A 19,087-nucleotide genomic window follows, 5' to 3' on the forward strand; every position below is an offset into this window, starting at 1 on the left:
AATCGACAACCCGTTCGGCACGAGGTTGTAACCCATGTCTCCGGTACAAACCGTTACCTATGTCTCCGGGTCGGACAGGGGGACCGTTGGTAGCGGGAGAGGGACTCGAACCCCCGACACGCGGATTATGATTCCATCACCGATTGAACGGAATCAATGACTTAAGTGACGAATGTCAAATACATGTCAAAATCAGCGAATTGGCGTGATTTGGCAGCAGTTGGACATAATTGGGTCTTAATGCATCAGCGACAACTGAAAGGTTCAAATCGCGGGCGCCGGACCGCTTTAGTGGACTCTGCGGAGTAGGTGGCTGTTCGCCGATACGGCTCTGCTATCCTGAAACAGCTTTTTGAATCAGCTCCTTTAGTGATTCAAAATCGTCGCCATCGGCATCCTTGAGCGCCTGATAGTATTGGGTTCCTTTGTCAAGAAGGCCAGGCTCTACGCGACCGAGGATATCAATGCACTGCTGCATAAGTATGGACCTTGCGACGCGGCCATTGCCATCCATGAACGGATGTATCACCAGAAGACCGTGATGAAAGCGTGCCAATGCCTCTAATTTTTCGTCCTCCCCGGAAGCGACCAGCTCTGCATATCTCCTGTTCCAACTATCCAGGAGCGCTTCAAGTTTCTCGGGCACTTCCTCTGGAGGAGGAGGCACAAATTCAGCATGTTCCCGATCGGCGTCGGGAACACCCAGCCAGACCGTCAAGTGCCGTAGTTTGCCTAGCAGGCCGAATGGCATATCGGCGCATACTGTCCTATGCACATACAACAGTAAGGCTCGGCTAAGCGACGCCGACATCGGTGACGCCTCTTGCCGACCTTCGATAAGCATTGCTGGAGGCACGTCGGGGCCAGATGGTGGAGGCGGCACATCTTCCCCAAGCCTTGTCGCAAGACGGTAAATTGTCTGAGCTGCAAATTTCTGGCCAGCGTGCATGAATTCTATTCTGCGGGCCAGATTGCGGATTTCACGCGAGTGTCGTTCCAAAGCGTATTCAAGCCTATTTCCAGAGGAAGCAAAGTAAGCGAACTGCTCTGACTCGTTCATTGGAATTCGAAGAAACTCAAGCCGAACGCCGTAACCGGAGGGTGAATCGAGCAAGCCGCGCATTCGCTCTCGGTGATAGAGAATAGCCAACTTGCCCCGAGCAATGGCGGACTGTTCAAGAGATGCACGGTCCGCCAGACCGATTTTTTGATTGGTAACAAAAATCAGCCCTTGCCGATTGTGGCGAACCGGCCCTTCGAGATCGTGTTCGAATTTGTCTTTGATATCGACGAAGGATTTGTCGGTAGTTGGAAAATATGCAGCACCGACATAGGAGGAGTTGCCTTTGGCACAAAGGATGTCTTTGCGATCGTCCGGACCACCTAACGGTGCTTGGGGATCAATGTTTTCAAAGCCATCCAAATGAAGAATCGCGGCGGCGAGCCTTTCAGCACCGGCCTGGCCATGCCGCCATTCCTTCAACTGGCTTTCAGTTGTGGCCCTTGGGAAATCAGACATCCGCCGGCCCGTGCACGAGGAAATTCATGCCAGTCGCTCCAGCGATGATTGAACAATCATCGTCGCAAGATTTGTAGCTATATCTCCAAGTGTCACTCATCTCTGTGTGTCAATCCATTCCCTAAAATATCTCGTCGTATATGCCCTCGATGCGCTTTACCTCTTCACCGGTAAGCGCAGAAAATTCCCTCTCACGCCCGCGCTGCGATAGCTTACCGCCGTTCTGACTAAGAAACCGATACAGCAGATCAGACAACCGATCCGGCATATCAACGACCATCCCGAGACGGCTGCGGAACGCATCATAGCGCCGCAGAAACTCGGCCTCTTCCGGCAGGTCCTGTTCAATCGTTTTTTGCACGCACTCGAACAGGAACTCGGCCTGCGGCGTAGCATCGAAGAAGCGATAGAAATCGCCGGTATCATTTAAAACGCGGACATTGCCGTTTTCGGTGGGCTGCCATTCGACGAGTGGCAAGACTTGCGCCGAGTAATCCTCCAGCACCCTGCGATAGTCGTCGATCCGCTCCAAGATCGCTGCCGAGACTGGGAACACGACACCGGTCGGATTGAACTGATGCTCGGTGAGAACATGGTGGATCAGATAGCGGTGCAGTCTGCCGTTCCCGTCCTCGAACGGATGAATAAAGACGAATCCAAAGGCCAGCACTGCCGCAGCGATCACCGGATCGAGCTGTCGGACGGTTTTGGCGTCAAATGCCGCCAAGCCGGCAATGAGAGCATTCAAGTCCTCATGCCGGGCACTGATGTGATCGGGGATCGGCATACGGGTATCGCGGTCATGCTCACCGACAAAACCACCTTCAGTCCGCAGCCCCATGTGAACAAACCGCGCATCGCCGATCACAATGCGCTGCAAACGCAGCAGCTCATCCAGATCGATTGGCCGCTTACCGGCTTCACCGATAGCCCTGCCCCATCGCTGAATACGATCCTGCGGCGGGCTTTCGCCTTCGATCGCAAAACTGGACTTTGAATCCTTCAGCAACAAGAAGGCGGCAGTACGCGCAAGCAAGTCTCGCGGAACCGCGGCAACAACTTCCTGCGCGCGTGCCTGCAAGCCTAACGCGATGAAACGCTCCAGCGTTTCTGTGCGGAAGACGAGCGGACAAAAGTCTGGCGTTCCCGGAAGATTGTTCTTTACCCGGTGGCGCGATGAAGTTTCGTTCTGTCCGGCATATTGCTGCTTTGGGTCGACAATCTCGACATACGCGCCGCGCTCCGCGTCAGGCAGATCAAGGCGTTCTCCGGTCAGCCATTCGTACAGGAACCAGATGCGCCGGGCATAGCTGCCGGTTGGCGTAGCGTTGACGATCTCTTCGATCGGCCCTACTCCTGTGGCCTGAAACAGCCTCTTCAGAACGATAAGGTCCAGCCCCTCATTCTTCAGCGCAAAAGTCAGTTGGTCTTCGAGCGTCGCCTCCGGTGCGTGACGCGGCGTATAGAGACGCCAACCGCCTTCTTCGATGATACGGTGGCGCTCGCCGATCGCGCTCAGCGTACGCGGCAAAGGGACATGCAGATCGTAGGCATCAATGAGCACGGCATAGCCGGCGGGAATTCCCCTTTCCGGCAGCCGCCGCTCGTGAAAAACCGTAACCGGCCCTGAAAAACGATTCTGAATGCTCATTTCCATGAGAAAACTGTTTCGACACCCGTAAAGCAGAGCGAAGCCCTGCTTTCCGTGAAAAACGATTCCTTTTTACGAAAAAATATAACATAAAACGATTTTCATGAAAAATGATAATTTTCACATAGAATTTGTGAATTTCCGCGCCCCCTGCTGTTGTCCGATGCTGCTTCCGCTGATGATGATGCCCACCATGACCATAACCGCCATGGCCCAACTGCCATGGCGATGGTGATGACCAGGACGATGATCATGATCAGCGCCTGGAGGCGTCCTCAGCCAACACTTCCTAACCACCGGAAGCAAACTGAAGAAACCTCTTCGATCTTAGAATCGTACCAACCGAGAACCTCGAGCCTAAGAGCCAACGCCGCGATAAAGAACAGATCGCGGGGAAGGTCCTAAACCGGATTATCGACGTGTCGATAGCCTTGGCCCCGAGCGAATATATGTACTGCTTTGCTATGCAATTAGCATTGACAACAAGCGCTACGCTGCGAATTCTAATGTAGCCTTGTGCGTTGGCCGTTGTACGAGAATCACTGAACTTTTTTGCATCCCAACCTGTATTTTGACAGACTTAGGCGCATGACGATCCAGCGTCGTTCAGGCACCGTTTTGATAAATCGCGCTGCAAAACTTCCATATTTTTCGCGGTTATACCGCTTTCCTTGAAAGGCCGCGTCAAACCGAGAGGTACCACGCAATGCAGAAGCCCGAGGAAATTATGCCTCCCGACCCCGGTGACCTGGAGGGCTGGCGCGAGGCGGTCGCGAGTGGCCACTTGGTGAAGTTTCGGCCGGAAGCGCTTGTTGCAGCCTTGCAGGACCTTGGCCCGGACGCCGACCCCGCTGTGCTGAATCTGATTGCAGAGCGTTTGAGCGCCATCCTCATGCGGATCTTGCGAGCATATATCGGTTGGAATCATCCAAACAGGGGTGAGGATATGATTCTTCAAACGCATGACGACATTTTCGCCGCACTTTTGCAAAAAGATTCAGCCGATGGGCAGGCCTTACGCAAGATCTTTACGCGGATGGTCACCTACCGTGCAAAGGATACCATTGCCAACGAATACCACGACAGCCGGATTCCGCTGACGCACGAATCCAAGAAAAAGGCCGCCGCAAACAAAGAAGACGATAAACCTCTCGACGAAGACAAAGCGCGTGAAGTCAGGCGCCTGGTAACGTTGCCCGATCCGAAAGAGGCAACAGAAGATGTAAATGGCTTTGTCGGAGATGATGCCGTGTCAAATGCGGCGCGCTTCGACCCGGCACTATTCGAAGGCGTGAGACGTCTCGAAAGTACTATGGATGTCGAACGGGTCCTTGCCCGTATCCCGGACCACCGCAAACGGCTCGCTTTCCGCCTGTTCATGGACGATGTGCCTCTTGGCTCCAAGAAGGCATTTTCCATCGCTGAAGCGCTCGGCGTGAGCGCGAAGACGATCAAAACATGGATCAGGGAATGCCAGGAAATCCTCAAGAGCCTCCCGGAAGTCCGGGAACTTGATGACGGAAAGGTTGGAGAAAGATCATGAACGGAAGCAAGAAGAACGAGGAAAGAGACGCCGTCCTGTTCGCCTTTCACCAGGAGTGCGAGAAACCGACGGCAATGCAGATTCTAGATTGGGTTCGCCGCTACCCAGAATATGCGGAGGATATCCGCGCCCATGCGGCGGTCAGTCATGACTGGGCCGCACGCAAGTCGGAAGAAGAGGTCGAGGTTAGCCAGTCGCTTCTTGATCGCGGCTTCAGCAATGCGTTGAACGCACTCCATAATGCGCGCGTCGAGGCGGAAGAACCGGCACAGTCGAAGTCGTTTCATGATCTTGCGGCGGCACAAGGCATCGATGTCGTTCAGATGGCGCAGGACATGGATATCGCGCGCGGGGTGCTCGCAGAACTGTTTGATGGTGCAATGCGGCCACCGGTCCGAAAGCGGATTGTCGACGCGGTCTGCGACATTTTGAAGATTTCGCGAGCAATGTTCGATGCAGCCCTGTCGCTTGCGTTACAGCAACCTCGATTTGGTCATGCCAAGGCAAACGGGCCGCCAACCGTCAATGCACGGACTTGCGACCAAATAATCCGCGAAAGCCGAATGACGCCCGAGCGAAAGCGTTATTGGCTGGAGGAGGACTGACCCTTGGACGCCTGGGTCGACATCCGCCGCAAAGCCCGCGCCTGTCATGTGAAGGCGCTTGCCAAAACAGGGGGCGACCGCCATGCCGAAAAGATCATTGCGGCGGCATTGAAGGCAGACAATCTCGAGGTCGAGTCGCGGGATTTCGAACAGGGTGTGCTTGGTTCACTGAACCGTGCATTCCGACTGGTCAGGGTCAGAAACGGTCTGGACCGGCAGGAGAAGTGCATGGTGATCGCGCACGAAATTGGGCATTTTCACCTGCATCAGGACCCGCAGAACGAAGTGACCACGCGTCCACACGGGCTGGGCGGCGATCCGGTGGAAAGCGGCGCCGGTAAGGTGGAAGGCTATTCACCGCACGAGCGTAAGGAAGTGCAGGCCGATATTTTTGCCGGCGAACTACTGTGCCCGGCGGACTGGCTGCGTGAGGAGTTTATCAGGAGGAACAGGCGGCCGGCGGCAATCGCGGAAGATCTTGGCTTGCCGGTATCGCTGGTCATGAACCAAATGGTACGTGCCGTGTTGTTGCCCCCGATCGGACCGGAGCCCGACGTGACGCCGGTAGCAACGCACGATCTTGATGACAGCCAGCAGGCTGCGGTCGTGTGGGACGGGAAACCTCTCCTGCTGGAGGCCGGTCCGGGCACCGGCAAAACGCGGACCCTTGTAAGGCGTATTCAGCATAAGCTGGATCAGGGATCGATGCCGGCATCGTTTCTTGCCCTCACCTTTTCCAACAAAGCCTCCGAGGAAATGCGCGAGCGTATCGCCGCAACGAATGCAGATGCGGCGATCGAGATGTGGGTCGGCACCTTCCACCAGTTCGGGCTTGAACTGGTGACAAAATGGCCGCTGCAATCAGGGCGTACGAATGATGTAAGGATTCTTGACCAGACCGGCCAGCTCGAGCTGCTCGAAGCGAATCTTGAAAAGCTCCCCCTCCAGCACTTCCGAAACCTGTACGAACCGGCTTACGAACTTGTTCCCGTGCTGCGCGTGATTTCACGCTGCAAGGACGAACTGATCTTGCCGGAGGAGTATGAAGCGGCAGCGCAAGCAGCCCATGACACGGCTGAGCCGGGCAAAGACCGCGAAGATGCCGAACGGGCGCTGGAGATTGCCGCCATCTACCGCATCTACAACGATGAACTAAAAAGAGTAGATTGCGTCGATTTCGGTGATCTGGTCTGGATGGCGGTCGACTTGGTGAAAAATCACCCGCAAGTACAGGCTTACATCGCAGGTTTCAAACATATCCTGATCGACGAGTTCCAAGACGTGAACTTTGCAAGCGCCGAACTGCTCCGGGCGCTTACGAAAACCGGGACCGACATTTGGGTCGTAGCTGATCCACGCCAGTCCATTTACCGGTTTCGTGGCGCGGAACCGTCTAACGTCTCAACATTCGAGGAGACGTTTGGAGGTCAGAGGCACGCACTCGCCCATAATTACCGCTCCTTTGGACCAGTCGTACAGGCATTCGAGAGATTCTCGGCGACAATGGGCGGCGGCGCAATGGCGGGTGCGTGGAAAGCAGCACGCGGGCCAGGCGGCACCGTGACCCTGACTACGGCTCCGACGCTTGCAGCAGAGGGAGAAGCGATTCAGCAAAAAATAGAGGAGTTAAAGGCTTGCGGCATTCGCTATGGTGATCAGGCCATCCTCGCACGCTCGCATCTCACGCTTGCCCGCATCACGGGAATACTCGAACAGATCGGGGTTCCTCTTCTCTATCTCGGAGACCTTTTCGAGCGGCCCGAAATTCGTGACCTGCTGTCACTAGTAAGCATCGATGCCGAACCGGGTGGAATCGGGCTTATCCGGCTGGCGGCCTTGCCCCAATATGGCGTCGAAAGATCCGATATACTCGCTTTGACAGCGTGGTCCCGGAAAAACAAGTTGCCGATCTTCGAATCCCTTGAGCGGACAGAGGAGATAGAATCGCTCTCGCAGTCAGGGCGGGAGGGTCTGCACAGGCTCGGCGCCGAGCTCAAGGGACTTCAACACGCATCGCCGTGGGTCTTGCTGACCACCTGGCTATTCGAGCGCAGTAATTACCTTCAACGTCTGTTGGGCGGCAATCATACCATTGCACAGCAGCAGTTGATCGCAATCTACCAGCTTCTCAAGGTATGCAGCGAATACCTCGCCGCGGGCCAAACGGATCGTAGGCGTTTCTTGTCCAGGATACGGCGAATCGAAGCGCTGAACGAGGACACGGCTTACCGCGCCGTTTCGTCGGAAGCCTCGGGGATCGATGCTGTGCGGGTGATGACAATTCACGGAAGCAAGGGACTGGAGTTCGGTGCGGTGCATTTGCCGGCGGTTGCAACGGGATACATGCCAAGCAGTTGGCGCGGCGTACGCATAGCGGCACCACCATCGCTCCCGCGTCTTTCCATGCAGCCGGGCGGCCACGATGCGGAGGAGGAATGTCTCTTCTTTGTTGCATTATCGCGTGCCCGCGACGTTCTTTCGATGACGCGAGCAGAACAATACACGCCAAAACGGAAGGCAACCCCTTCCAGGTTCTTGAGCGCTATCGATGAGATCGCGACACAAACACATTTTATCGGTACCGGGAATTCCTATCAGGTCGAAAGAACCCATGAAGCGCTGACGGAGAAGGATGAGTATCGCGAGCGCGAACTTGAGATCTACACGCAATGTCCTGCGCGTTATCGGGATGAATTCGTCGATGGCCTGCGTGGCGGACGGGATGAGTCCGCCTATATCTGCTTTCATCGCTGCGTCTACAGAACGGTCGGCTGGCTTGAAGAGCAACGGCAAAACGGCCACGCCATAACAATATCTGATGCGCTGGCGCGCCTTACGGAGATTTGGAGCAAGGACGGGCCAATCGGCCATCCCTTTGAGAAATTTCACCGGGCGCAGGCGGAAGACATGGTAAGTAAGATGGCGGAAACCGTCGCCGCCGAAACGGCTGCCTATGATCGTGCTGAATGGTCTGTACCTATCGGGAAACGGCACGTATTGATCGCTCCCGACAGGGTACTGGTGGACACGGACAGCTCGGTGCGGGTGCAACGAATTCGAACAGGTCGGAAAACAAAATCGGAACCAGGGAAACGTATTTATGCGCTGCTGCGAAAAGGCGGTGCGCTGCGCTATCCTGGCCGGCAGGTATCAGTTGAAGCTTTCTATCTGGCGACCGGCGAGGTCTCGCCAATGCCGGCTAAAAACGACGGCAAGCTGCTTGGCGAATACGAGGAAGCCATCCGAGGCATAGAGGGCGGGGAGTTTCACGCTGTGCCGGATGCACGGCGCTGCCCCAACTGCGCGAGCTACTTCATCTGCTCGGGAGCCTGACCGCACTTCCGTTTTTTTGGGCCTCGCAACGCTTTCCTTGACAGGGGCAATTGACCCCGGAAAGGAAAGCCAATGTCGAAACACATCATCTTCATCCAGGCACAGGGCCGCAGCGGCATCATCGAAACCGAAATGCCGGAATCCGCAACTTTCGTCGAACTTCGCAAGGCTATCGAGGCTGCCGGCGTCGCGCTCGATGAAAACGCACATATCTTCATCGATGAAGCCGAGGAGCCGGTCCAGGCAGAACACGGGAAGTTGGTTAGCGGCCTGAAGCACGGCACACGGGTGCACGTCAGCCACAGCAAGCGAATCAAGACGACCGTTCATTTCCTCAACAAGACAGCCGAGCGCGAGTTCGCTCCCGGCATTCGTGTCCGGGCGGTCAAGGCCTGGGCTGTCCACACTTTCGAAGTCAATCCGAAAGACGCGGCTGAACACGTCCTGCAGCTCTGCAGGTCCAACAAGCGACCGGCGGCCGACACTCCCCTGCACGAACTGATCGAGGGGCACAGCTGCGCACTCTGCTTCGATCTCGTGCCTGAGAAACGGATCGAGGGCTGAAATGAACCTACCGCTGCCTCCTGATCGCGCTTTGCTGGAAATCGATTTGGCCGCCCCAGACTTCAGGAGCGGCGAGATCGAAGGGCGCTGGCGCCACATTGCGACGGACTGGCCGCTTACGGTGATTGCTGTCACCGCACCGCCGCGCCCCGGTGCGCCGGACGAGTTCGGTTTCCGTTTCAACTGCTCCGGCTACCGCCGCACGCCGGCAACGGCTCAGCCCTGGAATATCGAAACCAATGCGCCGCTGCCGGCGGCGCATTGGCCGACCGGCCCGCGCATGGTTTCAGCAGTGTTTCGTCCGGATTGGAAGCACGGTCAGTGCCTGTACCTGCCGTGCGACAGGATGTCGATCGAGGGACACGGCAACTGGCGCACCCAATATCCTGATCGCCTGTGGGAGCCCGAACGCGGAATTATCTGTTACTTGGAGCAATTGCATGACCTTTTCTTTGACAGCGATTATTCGGGCATTCGTAGCGCCTGACTATCGGTTGCGCTGCCCACCGAATCTCTGGCGCGATATCGTTGCCGGGTTGGAACGTCGCGGCGCAGGTCGCCACGAGGCCGGCGTTTTTCTGCTTGGCGTCGACATCGCCGGAAAAAAGGAGGTTCGCGATGTGGTCTTCTATGACGACCTGGATCCACATGCCTACGACACCGGTGTCTGCGTGTTGCACGGGGATGCTTTCGCAAGGCTCTGGTCGATCTGCCGGGAGAAGGGACTGACGGTGGTGGCCGATGCCCACACACATCCCGGCTTGGCTTTTCAGAGTCAGTCCGACCGCACAAATCCCATGGTCGCGCGCAAAGGCCATATCGCAATTATCATTCCCAATTTTGCGCGCTGGCCGATCGAGCGAACCGAACTCGGGGTCTATGAATATGCCGGCGCCCATACCTGGCATGACCGCAGCGGCCGCAAAGCGAGCCGGTTTTTTTATCGCGGGCTCTGGGCTTGAGGGAGATATACGCCATGCTTGACTCCTCCACCCTACACCGTGGTGCCAAATATTTCATGGATTGCGGACGCGCAGCCACGCATGAAGAAGCGATGGCACTGCTAAGCAGCTTCGGCCTTTCAATTCATGTTGGCGAATCAATCGCACATTCTCGCGAACAGCAGATTGCGCTTCTGACTCTCGTGAACCTTGCGCGCCGTAGTTTTCTTGCCGGCGTCGAGGTCCTCGGTTTGCCGGAAGCCAAACCTCTCACGCGGCTGACGCGTGCCCGGTCGCTTGCCCGCGCAGTCATGGACTACGGTGGTCACGTCACAGGGCAGGCCAATACCGCATGGCCGGCGGCTGTTATCGGTGATGCAACGAGACCATTCTCGCAGTGCCCGGCCTGGCGGTTAACCTGGTCCGGCTGGCGCGGTGGCATAATTCCGGCTGAGAATGTCCATCAGCGTCTCCAGGATGACGGCATGCTCCCGCTCGCGCCCGCATTTGCGGCGGCTTGCTGTGCGGCCGAAGCGTTCGCCTTCTATGCAGGAGACCATGTGATGGCAGGACACCGGCCGCTCGGGCTTTCGCTCTGGAAGCCCGGCGTCGACTGGCTGATCCCAGATGAAACAGAACCGAAGTTACAGTGGCTTCCGTCGCAGCTCTGGCTTATTGGCCTTGGTAATCTCGGACAGGCTTTCGCCTGGTTGCTAACGACACTCCCTTACGCCGAACCGCGGGAAGTCAAGCTGGTGCTTCAGGACGACGATCGTCTGGCCGAGTCCAACGATAGCACGTCGCTGCTCTCCTTCACCAAGCATATCGGCCATCGGAAAACACGCATAATCGGCGAGTGGCTGGATGCTCGCGGTTTTAACACCTACCTTTTGGAGAACCGTTTTGGACCGTGGACGACACGAACGGATGAAGACCCGTCCGTCGCCTTGTGTGGAGTTGATAATGCGCTCGCGCGCGCATCGCTGGAAAGGCCGGGATTCGGGCTGGTTATAGAGGCAGGACTCGGTGGGGGGCCGGAGGCTTTTCGGAGCCTGTCCCTCCATTGTTTTCCGGCTTCGCGCCGGTCGGCGGACATTTGGTCGAAAGACATCGCCGCTTCACAGGCAAATGTTGAGCATTTGCCGGCCTACCAGGCCATGAAGAAGTCCGGCGTGGATGCTTGCGGCCTAACGCAACTTGCATCCCGGACGGTTGGCATACCCTTTGTCGGCCTGATCGCCGGTGCCATGGTCATCGCCGAACTTCTTCGCAGGCTTCATGGCGGTATAGCACTGGAACTTGCTGCCGGTTCTGCATTTGCGCTCGACGCAATTGAGACCGTGCCGATGTCAGCTGAGCCCTATGCCTTTGGGCACCTGCCGGTAGAGCCTTAGATTCGTAACGGCAGGCAGACATTATCCACCTGTAACGTGCCGCCTATTCCACACTAAGAAGGCCGCTCCGTCCTCTTCGAACAGCGCCGCCCGAATCGGCTCGGCGAAACTCGGATCATCCAGTTGAACGCTCAGATATTCCCTGGAATCGTCACCGTTGGTCTGTGATTTCCAAGCGGCGCCAAGCTCCGCCTGTCCGGCAAAGATGCGGAAATCCGGTGCCCCATCGCTCTTCCTCTGATCGTTGGCGACGATCCTGGCTTTGACATTCATCGTCAGAGTGCGAATCGTTCCGATATAGCCGTCTTTGCTGGGTGTAAAGCTACCGATGGTGGCCATGACTATTTCTCCTTTGTTTGAATTGTCGAAGATCGACCAGGAGGCGACAGTGCCCGTGCTTCATTGAGTTGCTTGCGTGATCGTTTGAAGCCCTGATCCGCTTTCAAAAACGCTTCCAGCATGAACGGGATCAGATCGACGACCGATTCCTTCTGGCCGTAGGTGCAGCGGTACAGCTCAGCATAATCGTTGAGTATCGCTTTGAGCTCCGGACTTGCCGTGAAAGTAATCTTGACCGGCTCACGATCGGGCAATTTTCCAAGTTTGAGGCTCATTGGTTTCTCCTTGGGCCGCGATAAGGTCGCAGCACCTTGTCCTTGTTGACGATGATGCGCAGAGGCCAGCCGGGGCGGATGGTGATGGTGGGCTGAATGTTAAGGTTGCGCTGGGTCAGCGATTGTCCGGTCTGATTGGCGTTGTCCTGCGCGGATTCGCGAATCGCGGTGACAAGATCGCTTTCGCCATTCCCGAAGGTCAGTTCCGTTCCAACGCCGAGCAGCGTCGACAGGGACACGCCCTTGAGCAGGCGCCAGGTGTGGAAATTGACCTTGTCCTCGAGCCCAGCGTAGCCAGCGGTATCGGTTGCCGGCAGGTTTTCGATGACGATTGATGAGCCGTCTGGCAGGATAAGCCGCCGCCACACCACAAGTGCCCTGCTCTGCCCGAAGGCAATGACGCTGTCATAGTTGCCGATCACCCGGGTGCCCTGGGGGATCAGCAGGTGCTGCCCGGTCACCGTGTCATGGACGTTTTCCGTGACCTGAGCGATGATCTGACCCGGCAGATCGGAATTGATGCCGGTGACAAGGCTAGCGGGGATGATGGTTCCGGCCATTATCTGGTATGGCGACGCCGGGTCCTGCAACTTGTGCGGATTGTAGATCGCCTCATCCACCTCATCGTTCAGGAAACCGAGTTTTCGGCCCTGCAGGTTCTGGTCGTTCGCGAGATCGAGTTGTAGCGGACTGGAACCGGCATCGCCGGCAGAAGCAAATAGGTTTTGTCTGGACTGACCTGCCGCAACCTGTGTTTCGCTTGCCGACTGTCGTAGACTGCCTCCGTCATCGGACACACCAAGCCCGGCCAGCAGCTGCCCGGCCGAATCTGTGGTCAACTTAAAGAACACGTTCGATTCTCGGGCCTGCTGCGCCAGGCGTGCCTGACGGATGCGCTCGGCCCTGAGCGCGTCCTCTTCCGGATCCGGCCTGAACGGCAGGCTGGGTGTCTGTCGAAGGCCCAGTTCCCGTTCCTTACCAACAACGGCCGGTCCGACATCACCAGTCAGTGGCGGCCCGAGCTTGATGGCCGGCTCTTTCATATCGCTGTAGCGGCGCGGTAAAGCATCGAGCCCGTCAGGTGTCGGACGGTTCTGTGTTGTGTAGAGTTCACGTCCGGTCTCGTCGCGATCGAACAGACGCGGCGGATCGAGCGCGAAGATCGTCGCGACGCAAATCAGAACAAGACCGGTTCCGGCAAGCAGCATCAGCACCCGCCGATTGATACGCGTGACCGGACGGGGTGTGGCGCGCAGGGCCAGGTCTTCCGGGTGCACCTTGGGCGGCGGAGCGGCGTTGCCAGACGGTTTGTCGGTGGCAGAAGAGGTCATCGTGTCCCCTCTTCCTCGAACCTGTTATTCGCCCGAATCTTACCCCTGCGCCTGGCGCTGGTATGGCGGCCATCGGTGCGGGTGATCCGGACGACCTGTTGGGGATCTTCGCCGAGCCTCAACTCGGCCGCGGCGAACATGCGATCGACGATGTAGTAACGTCCCCTCACACGGTAATTGACCAGCTGGTTGCGCTCGTCCGGGCCGACGACGAAGAGCGGCGGCGCCTCACCCTGGTCGAGGCGGGCCGGGAACTGGACATAGACTTTCTTCGTATCGTCGAAGACGCGCACCGGCCGCCAGGGCGGATCGTCGCCGGTGACACGGTAACGAAAGCGCAGCCGGTCGATGTTCAAGCCGGTATCGGCTACAAGCTGGGCGGCGGCTTCGGCTCGCGCGTTCCGGCCTTTGAGCGCGATCAGTTCATCGCGCGGATAGCGCCAGGAGACGGACGCCATATAGGTCTCATCCGTGCTTTGCAGCTCCAGATGATAGGTCCGCCGGTCGGTGATGATGACAAGGTTGGTTTTGAGGTCTTCCTTGGTGGGTTTGACAAGCACATGGGCGCGGGCCTCGCTGCCGGAGCCGCTCACCGTATCGCCCACCACCCAGCGCAAAGTATCGCCGGCGGAGACGGAAACGATCCTTTCGCCTTTCTGCAGAGCGATGTCGCTGACCTGCTCTGGCGCGGCATAGAGCTGATAGAGCGCACCTTGCGAATAGGGATAGACCTGGATCGCGTTGACATAACCGTCCTTCGACGGCTCGACCTTCGCCGCCGCATTGGCTGCCGTGATGCGTTCCTGGGGCGGGCGTTTGTCGGCCACGTTCTTTGTTGTCTTGCCCGGAGCCGGTTTTAACTGACCAGGCAGTGGCAGAGGTTTCGGCAACTCTACGATCTCCACCGGTTTGGGCGGCTCGGCGGCGAGCACCGCCGTATCGAAGTCCTCTGCGTCGAAATCGATAACCGGCGGACGTTCTTTACCGGCACAGCCGGCCAGCAACACCAATCCGCTCACCGCGGAGAGTTTGGATAAATGCAACAGTTTCATTTGGGTTCTCCTGCGATGAGGTCTTTCGACCAGTTGAGGCTGTGGACATAGATGCCGAGCGGATTCTTGCGCAGCGCCTCTTCGGTGCGCGGACGCTGGATGGCGATCGAAAGGACAGCTGTGTAGTGGGCGGTATCGGCGAGCGATCCGTTCTCGAAGGTCTGCTCGCGCCAGCGCACATCGAAACTGTCGTCCGAGGAGCGCACAACGCTGGTGACGTCGACAGCGATGGTCCGCTTGCCTACTTTGGAGAAGGGATCGTGGACGCGGGCATGGTCATTGAGACCGTTGGCGCCCCGCGTCGTCGTATAATCGTAGGCGCGCAGCCAGTTCTTGCGAACGATCACGGGATCGATCGGCAGGGAGCGGACATTTTCGATGAACCGGGCCAGATGATAGGCGATCTGGGCGTCCGTCGGCTCATAGGCTTCGGTCGCCGGCCCGACCGTGCGCACATCACCCAGTCGGTCGACCTCGACGACATAGGGGGTGATGGTGCTGCGGCCGGCCTGCCAGATCACCCCGCTGGACAACAACAATGACAGTGTCAGGCAGCCGAATGCCATCAACCGCCAGTTCTTTGCCCGCACCAGGGCATCGCCCATGCGCATGTCCCAGACTTGCGCGGCCTTTTGGTACGGGGTTTCCGGCTGGGGCGTTTGCCCATAGGTGGTCGTCGACCGTTTGAACATTATTCATCGTCCTTCAGTTTGGGGTTTTCGCCTGATGCCGGCCGGTCGCCATCGCGCAGCGTGTGGGCGGCGACCGTCGCGCCCTCGCGGAAGCGCTGACGGCTGTGGAGCTTTCGCGCCCACTCCGGAGGTTGGGAGGAATTGACGACGGCTTGGGCAGCACCTGCGCTTCCGCGAGCCGGGGACATTGCCGCAGAGACAGCGCCCGCTGCCCCGGGCGAGCGGACTGCAGCGGCTGCACCGCCCATTGAGGCCGCTGCCCGGACGGCCCCGCCCGCTCCACTGCTGAGTGCGCGTATGCCACCAATGGCTGCTCCCGTGGCGGCGGCGCCTCCCAAAGCGAGACCCGCGGCCGATCCAGCGGCGGCCCCTGCCCCAAGTTGCGGTGCGCCCGAGACCAGGCCTGCGGCGATGCCGGGACCGAATATGCCGAGCATGAAGATGGATAGCGCACCAAGCACGGTTGAAGCCGCCTGCTCCAGCGTAATGTCGCCGCCGGAGAAGGAAGCGGCAAAGGCGCCGAACAGGGTCGAGCCGATGCCGACGATCACCGCCAGCACCATCAGCTTGATGCCGGCCGCGACCACATTGCCGAGCACCCGCTCGGCAAGAAACGTCGTCTTGTTCCACAGCGCGAACGGCACCAGCACGAAGCCGGCCAGCGTCGTCAGCTTGAACTCAAGGATGGTGATGAAGAGCTGGATCGCAAGGATGAAGAAGGCGAGCAGCACTACGACCCAGGCGAACATAAGGATTGCGATGGTGACGAAGTTCTCAAAGAAGGCGATCGGCCCGATGAGGTCGGAGACTTCCTCAAGCAGCGGCGCGGCCGCATCGTAGCCGGTGGCAGCAACGAAGCCCGGCCGCATGAGATCGTCGGCCGAGATGGGCGATCCGGTCGCGCGCAATCCTAGACCGGCGAAGGACTCGAAGATAATCGAGGCGAGGTCGGAGAAGTTGTTGAGGATAAAGGCGAAGGCACCGACATAAAGAACCTTCTTGATCAAGGACGGAAGAATGGACCGGTCATCCGACAGGGCCCAGAACAGACCGGCAAGCGTAATGTCGATGCCGATCAGGATGGTCGTCAGGAAGGCGACGTCCGGACCGAGCAGTCCGAATCCCGACTCGATATAGGTCACGAATGTCTGTGTGAACTGATCTATGACGTTCAGATCATTCAAAGCCGACTCTCCCGTCCCTTCGATTGATCAGTAGGTCAGCGCGAGTAGGCGTTGCGGTCGCCGAGGAACCGTTCGAACCGGGCCCGGCCGCGTTCGCGGGCGGCGAGTGCGTCGGCTCCACGCAATGCGTCAGCCCGCGCGGAAGCGGCAAGAAGGCTCTGGAGTTGCATGCTTTGCTTGGCCGCTAGCGCAGTGAGCTGATTGCCGGCTTGCAGCGCCTGAAGATTTCCGGCGGCGCCTTGGCTGTCGGCGATCAACCCGTCCAGCGTGGCGGCGTCGCGTTGAAGCTGATCGACGACCTCGGCCTGAACGTCGAGGCTGTGCTTGAAGCCCTCTCGGGCAAGTTCCCAGGTCGCTTGCGCATCCTGAACGATCCGGGAGGTCGTTACCGAGGATGTATAGTCCTCCGGAAACAGCTCCCGATAGGCCTCGTCGATCTTGGCAACGTCATAGGCAAGGCCTTCGGCATTCTCGATCAGCGCACCGACCTCTTCCAGTGATGTTTGAAGTTCCGAAGCGACGGAAGACGGCAGGTTGGCAAGGTTCTGCGCCTGGTTGATCAGCATCTGCGCCTCGTTGGCGAGTTGCCGGACCTGGTTGTTGATCTGCTCCAGCGACCGCGCCGCAGTGAGCAGGTTTTCCGCATGGTTCGTGGGGTCGTAGACGATATCGCCGAACCCGAAGAGGGCATGGGCATTGTCGACGAGGGTTATCGAAAGGCAGGCGGCAGTGACAGCCGCGAAGATTTTAGCTCGCATCTGGTGTCTCCGTTTCTGATGAAAAATCTCGCCCGCCGACGGCGATTAGATCGGCCGCCCAGTCCAGGTCCTTCGCCCGAAGCCAGGAGTCGGCGAATTCGTCTTCGCCATGGGCGGCGATCAGCTCGTCGATGAGGGCGTGATCCTGTTTGCTGGAAGCGGCGGCAAAGGCGAGCGCAACCGGTCCCAGCCCGAGCTCGAACAACCGATTGCCATGACGGGACTGGTAGTAGTAGTCGCGCTTGGGCACGGCGCGGGCAATCATCTCGATCTGCCGGCCGTTGAGACCGAAGGCTTCATAGACCGCCCTTGCCTGCGGTTCGATGGCACGATCGTTTGGCAGGAAGATGCGTGTCGGGCAGCTCTCGATGATGGCGGGTGCAATGGTGTTGTCGGAAATATCCGACAAACCTTGCGTCGCGAAGATCACCGAGACATTCTGCTTGCGCAGCGTCTTCAGCCATTCGCGAATGCGCGCGGCGAAGGCCGGATTGTCGAGAAAGAGCCAGGCCTCGTCGAGGATGAGCAGCGCGGGCCTGCCGTCGAAGCCGGCTTCAAGGCGATGGAAGAGATAGGTGAGCACGGGAAGGACAGCGCCCTTCTCATGCATCAGCTCCTCCATTTCGAAGCACTGGACGTCGCTGAGCGTCAGCCGGTCATCATCGGCATCAAGCAGACGGCCATAGGGTCCTTCCAGCGTGAAGGGCTGCAACGCCTGGCGCAGATCGTTGCGCTGCAGGAGCGCGCAAAGCCCGGTGAGCGTGTGCTCGGCCCGCGGTGCAGCAGCGAGGTTCGACAGCGCCGACCAGACGGCATCCTTGACCTCCGGTGTGACGGACACGTTCTCGAAGGTCAGGAGATCGAGGATCCAGGCTTGCGCGAACGACCGCTCAGCCAGAACATCAATCGTGGCGAGCGGCTGAAACGACAGAGCCCCTTCCGATCCGAGATCGAAATACTGACCGCCCATGCCGAGTACGGTGGCACGCGCCGATCCACCCTTGTCGAAGATGGTGATCTGAGCGTTGGCATAGCGGCGAAACTGCAGGGCGGTCAGCGACAGCAGCACCGACTTGCCCGCCCCGGTCGGACCCACCACGATGGTGTGCCCCACATCGCCGATATGGGTGACCAGCCGGAACGGCGTCGTGCCGTTGGTCCGAACGGTAATCAGCGGCGGTCCGTCCAGATGATCGTTCCGTTCCGGTCCCGCCCATGTCGCCGACAGCGGCATCATGTGGGAAAGGTTCAGCGTATTGACCGGGGCCTGCCGGACATTGGCATAGACGTGCCCCGGTAACGACGAAAGCCAGGCTTCCACCGCATTGGCCGTCTCTTGAATGGTGACGAAGCCGCGCCCGTCGATGATGCGTTGAACCGAACGAACCTTTTCCTGCACGACATCGGCGTCTTCATCCCAAACAGTAACCGTCGTGGTGATATAGCCGTAGGAAACAAAATCAGCCCCAAGCTCCTGCAGCGCCGCATCGGCGTCTTCCGTCTTGTTGTCGGCATCGGTGTCGACCAGGACCGATTGCTCGTTGGTTAGCACCTCCTTGATGATGGCGGAGATCGATTTGCGTTTGGCGAACCACTGCCGGCGACAGCGGCGGATGATCTTTTCCGCTTGCGCCTTGTCGAGCGCAATGAACCGTGTCACCCAGCGATATTCGAATCCCAGATGGTTGAGAGCGTCGAGCAGCCCGGGTGTCGTGGAACCGGGATACCCGAGCACTGTGAGCGTGCGCAGATGGGATTCGCCCAGCATCGGTTCAAGCCCACCTGACAGTGGCGTGTCGACAAGCACCCCATCGAGATGAACGGGGATTTCCGGGACGGCGACGGACAGACGCCGGTCGGAGATGCAGCCATGCAGATAGGTGAGTGTTTCGCCATCGGACAGCGC

18 protein-coding genes are annotated in these 19,087 nt (G+C 58.5%); 7 read left to right on the plus strand and 11 right to left on the minus strand.

Annotated elements, in window-relative coordinates:
- Window positions 1–334: 334 nt before the first annotated feature.
- The 3 genes from OOZ53_RS25705 to OOZ53_RS25715 all read right to left on the minus strand — a co-directional run bounded on the left by OOZ53_RS25705 (window position 335) and on the right by OOZ53_RS25715 (window position 3,424).
- The gene (locus OOZ53_RS25705) at window positions 335–1,519 is read right to left on the minus strand and encodes a Fic family protein (RefSeq protein ID WP_271092653.1); all 1,185 of its coding nucleotides are present in this window, start codon (window positions 1,517–1,519) and stop codon (window positions 335–337) included.
- 121 nt (window positions 1,520–1,640) lie between these two features.
- Complete coding sequence (locus OOZ53_RS25710) at window positions 1,641–3,176, minus strand: Fic family protein (protein WP_271092654.1); 1,536 nt, start codon at window positions 3,174–3,176, stop codon at window positions 1,641–1,643.
- Between the two features lie 95 nt (window positions 3,177–3,271).
- Window positions 3,272–3,424 carry a hypothetical protein gene (locus OOZ53_RS25715; protein WP_271092655.1) on the minus strand — a complete coding sequence of 51 codons (153 nt, stop codon included), beginning with the start codon at window positions 3,422–3,424 and terminating at the stop codon, window positions 3,272–3,274.
- 452 nt (window positions 3,425–3,876) lie between these two features.
- On the opposite strand from OOZ53_RS25715, the gene OOZ53_RS25720 reads away from it, so the two are divergent.
- The 7 genes from OOZ53_RS25720 (at window position 3,877) to OOZ53_RS25750 (ending at window position 11,550) form a co-directional block, all read left to right on the plus strand.
- Complete coding sequence (locus OOZ53_RS25720) at window positions 3,877–4,713, plus strand: RNA polymerase sigma factor (protein WP_271092656.1); 837 nt, start codon at window positions 3,877–3,879, stop codon at window positions 4,711–4,713.
- Window positions 4,710–5,318: a hypothetical protein gene (locus OOZ53_RS25725; protein WP_271092657.1), complete on the plus strand. Its 609-nt coding sequence runs from the start codon at window positions 4,710–4,712 to the stop codon at window positions 5,316–5,318. Before OOZ53_RS25720 ends, OOZ53_RS25725 begins: the two co-directional genes overlap by 4 nt.
- A gap of 3 nt (window positions 5,319–5,321) precedes the next feature.
- Window positions 5,322–8,651 (plus strand): ATP-dependent helicase, encoded by a 3,330-nt coding sequence (locus OOZ53_RS25730; RefSeq protein ID WP_271092658.1) that lies wholly within the window; start codon window positions 5,322–5,324, stop codon window positions 8,649–8,651.
- A 72-nt stretch (window positions 8,652–8,723) separates the two neighbouring features.
- Complete coding sequence (locus OOZ53_RS25735; RefSeq protein WP_271092659.1) at window positions 8,724–9,215, plus strand: ubiquitin family protein; 492 nt, start codon at window positions 8,724–8,726, stop codon at window positions 9,213–9,215.
- A gap of 46 nt (window positions 9,216–9,261) precedes the next feature.
- On the plus strand, window positions 9,262–9,702 hold the full coding sequence (locus OOZ53_RS25740; RefSeq protein WP_271092660.1) for a DUF7665 family protein: 441 nt from the start codon (window positions 9,262–9,264) through the stop codon (window positions 9,700–9,702).
- On the plus strand, window positions 9,656–10,177 hold the full coding sequence (locus OOZ53_RS25745) for a hypothetical protein (RefSeq protein ID WP_271092662.1): 522 nt from the start codon (window positions 9,656–9,658) through the stop codon (window positions 10,175–10,177). Before OOZ53_RS25740 ends, OOZ53_RS25745 begins: the two co-directional genes overlap by 47 nt.
- A gap of 14 nt (window positions 10,178–10,191) precedes the next feature.
- Complete coding sequence (locus tag OOZ53_RS25750; RefSeq protein WP_271092664.1) at window positions 10,192–11,550, plus strand: hypothetical protein; 1,359 nt, start codon at window positions 10,192–10,194, stop codon at window positions 11,548–11,550.
- Between the two features lie 21 nt (window positions 11,551–11,571).
- Here OOZ53_RS25750 and OOZ53_RS25755 read toward each other — a convergent pair whose 3' ends face one another.
- The 8 genes from OOZ53_RS25755 to trbE all read right to left on the minus strand — a co-directional run.
- Window positions 11,572–11,889: a DUF736 domain-containing protein gene (locus OOZ53_RS25755; protein WP_271092665.1), complete on the minus strand. Its 318-nt coding sequence runs from the start codon at window positions 11,887–11,889 to the stop codon at window positions 11,572–11,574.
- Window positions 11,890–11,891: 2 nt separating this feature from the next.
- Window positions 11,892–12,164 carry a DUF2274 domain-containing protein gene (locus tag OOZ53_RS25760; protein ID WP_271092666.1) on the minus strand — a complete coding sequence of 91 codons (273 nt, stop codon included), beginning with the start codon at window positions 12,162–12,164 and terminating at the stop codon, window positions 11,892–11,894.
- A complete protein-coding gene (locus OOZ53_RS25765; protein ID WP_271092667.1) occupies window positions 12,161–13,495 on the minus strand; it encodes a TraB/TrbI/VirB10 family type IV secretion system protein in 1,335 nt (444 codons plus the stop codon). Before OOZ53_RS25765 ends, OOZ53_RS25760 begins: the two co-directional genes overlap by 4 nt.
- The gene (gene trbG / locus OOZ53_RS25770; RefSeq protein ID WP_271092668.1) at window positions 13,492–14,547 is read right to left on the minus strand and encodes a P-type conjugative transfer protein TrbG; all 1,056 of its coding nucleotides are present in this window, start codon (window positions 14,545–14,547) and stop codon (window positions 13,492–13,494) included. The genes OOZ53_RS25765 and trbG overlap by 4 nt, the downstream gene beginning before the upstream one ends.
- Complete coding sequence (trbF, locus tag OOZ53_RS25775; RefSeq protein ID WP_271092669.1) at window positions 14,544–15,239, minus strand: conjugal transfer protein TrbF; 696 nt, start codon at window positions 15,237–15,239, stop codon at window positions 14,544–14,546. The genes trbG and trbF overlap by 4 nt, the downstream gene beginning before the upstream one ends.
- Complete coding sequence (gene trbL, locus OOZ53_RS25780) at window positions 15,239–16,423, minus strand: P-type conjugative transfer protein TrbL (RefSeq protein ID WP_271092670.1); 1,185 nt, start codon at window positions 16,421–16,423, stop codon at window positions 15,239–15,241. Before trbL ends, trbF begins: the two co-directional genes overlap by 1 nt.
- A gap of 35 nt (window positions 16,424–16,458) precedes the next feature.
- Window positions 16,459–17,181, minus strand: coding sequence for a P-type conjugative transfer protein TrbJ (gene trbJ / locus OOZ53_RS25785; RefSeq protein WP_271092671.1), 723 nt, complete (start codon window positions 17,179–17,181; stop codon window positions 16,459–16,461).
- On the minus strand, window positions 17,171–19,087 hold a 1,917-nt coding region (gene trbE / locus OOZ53_RS25790), incomplete at its 5' end, for a conjugal transfer protein TrbE (RefSeq protein ID WP_271092672.1). The genes trbE and trbJ, both read right to left, overlap by 11 nt.

Source organism: Allohoeflea poritis, assembly GCF_027889715.1.
In the GTDB taxonomy this organism is placed as follows: domain Bacteria; phylum Pseudomonadota; class Alphaproteobacteria; order Rhizobiales; family Rhizobiaceae; genus Hoeflea_A; species Hoeflea_A poritis.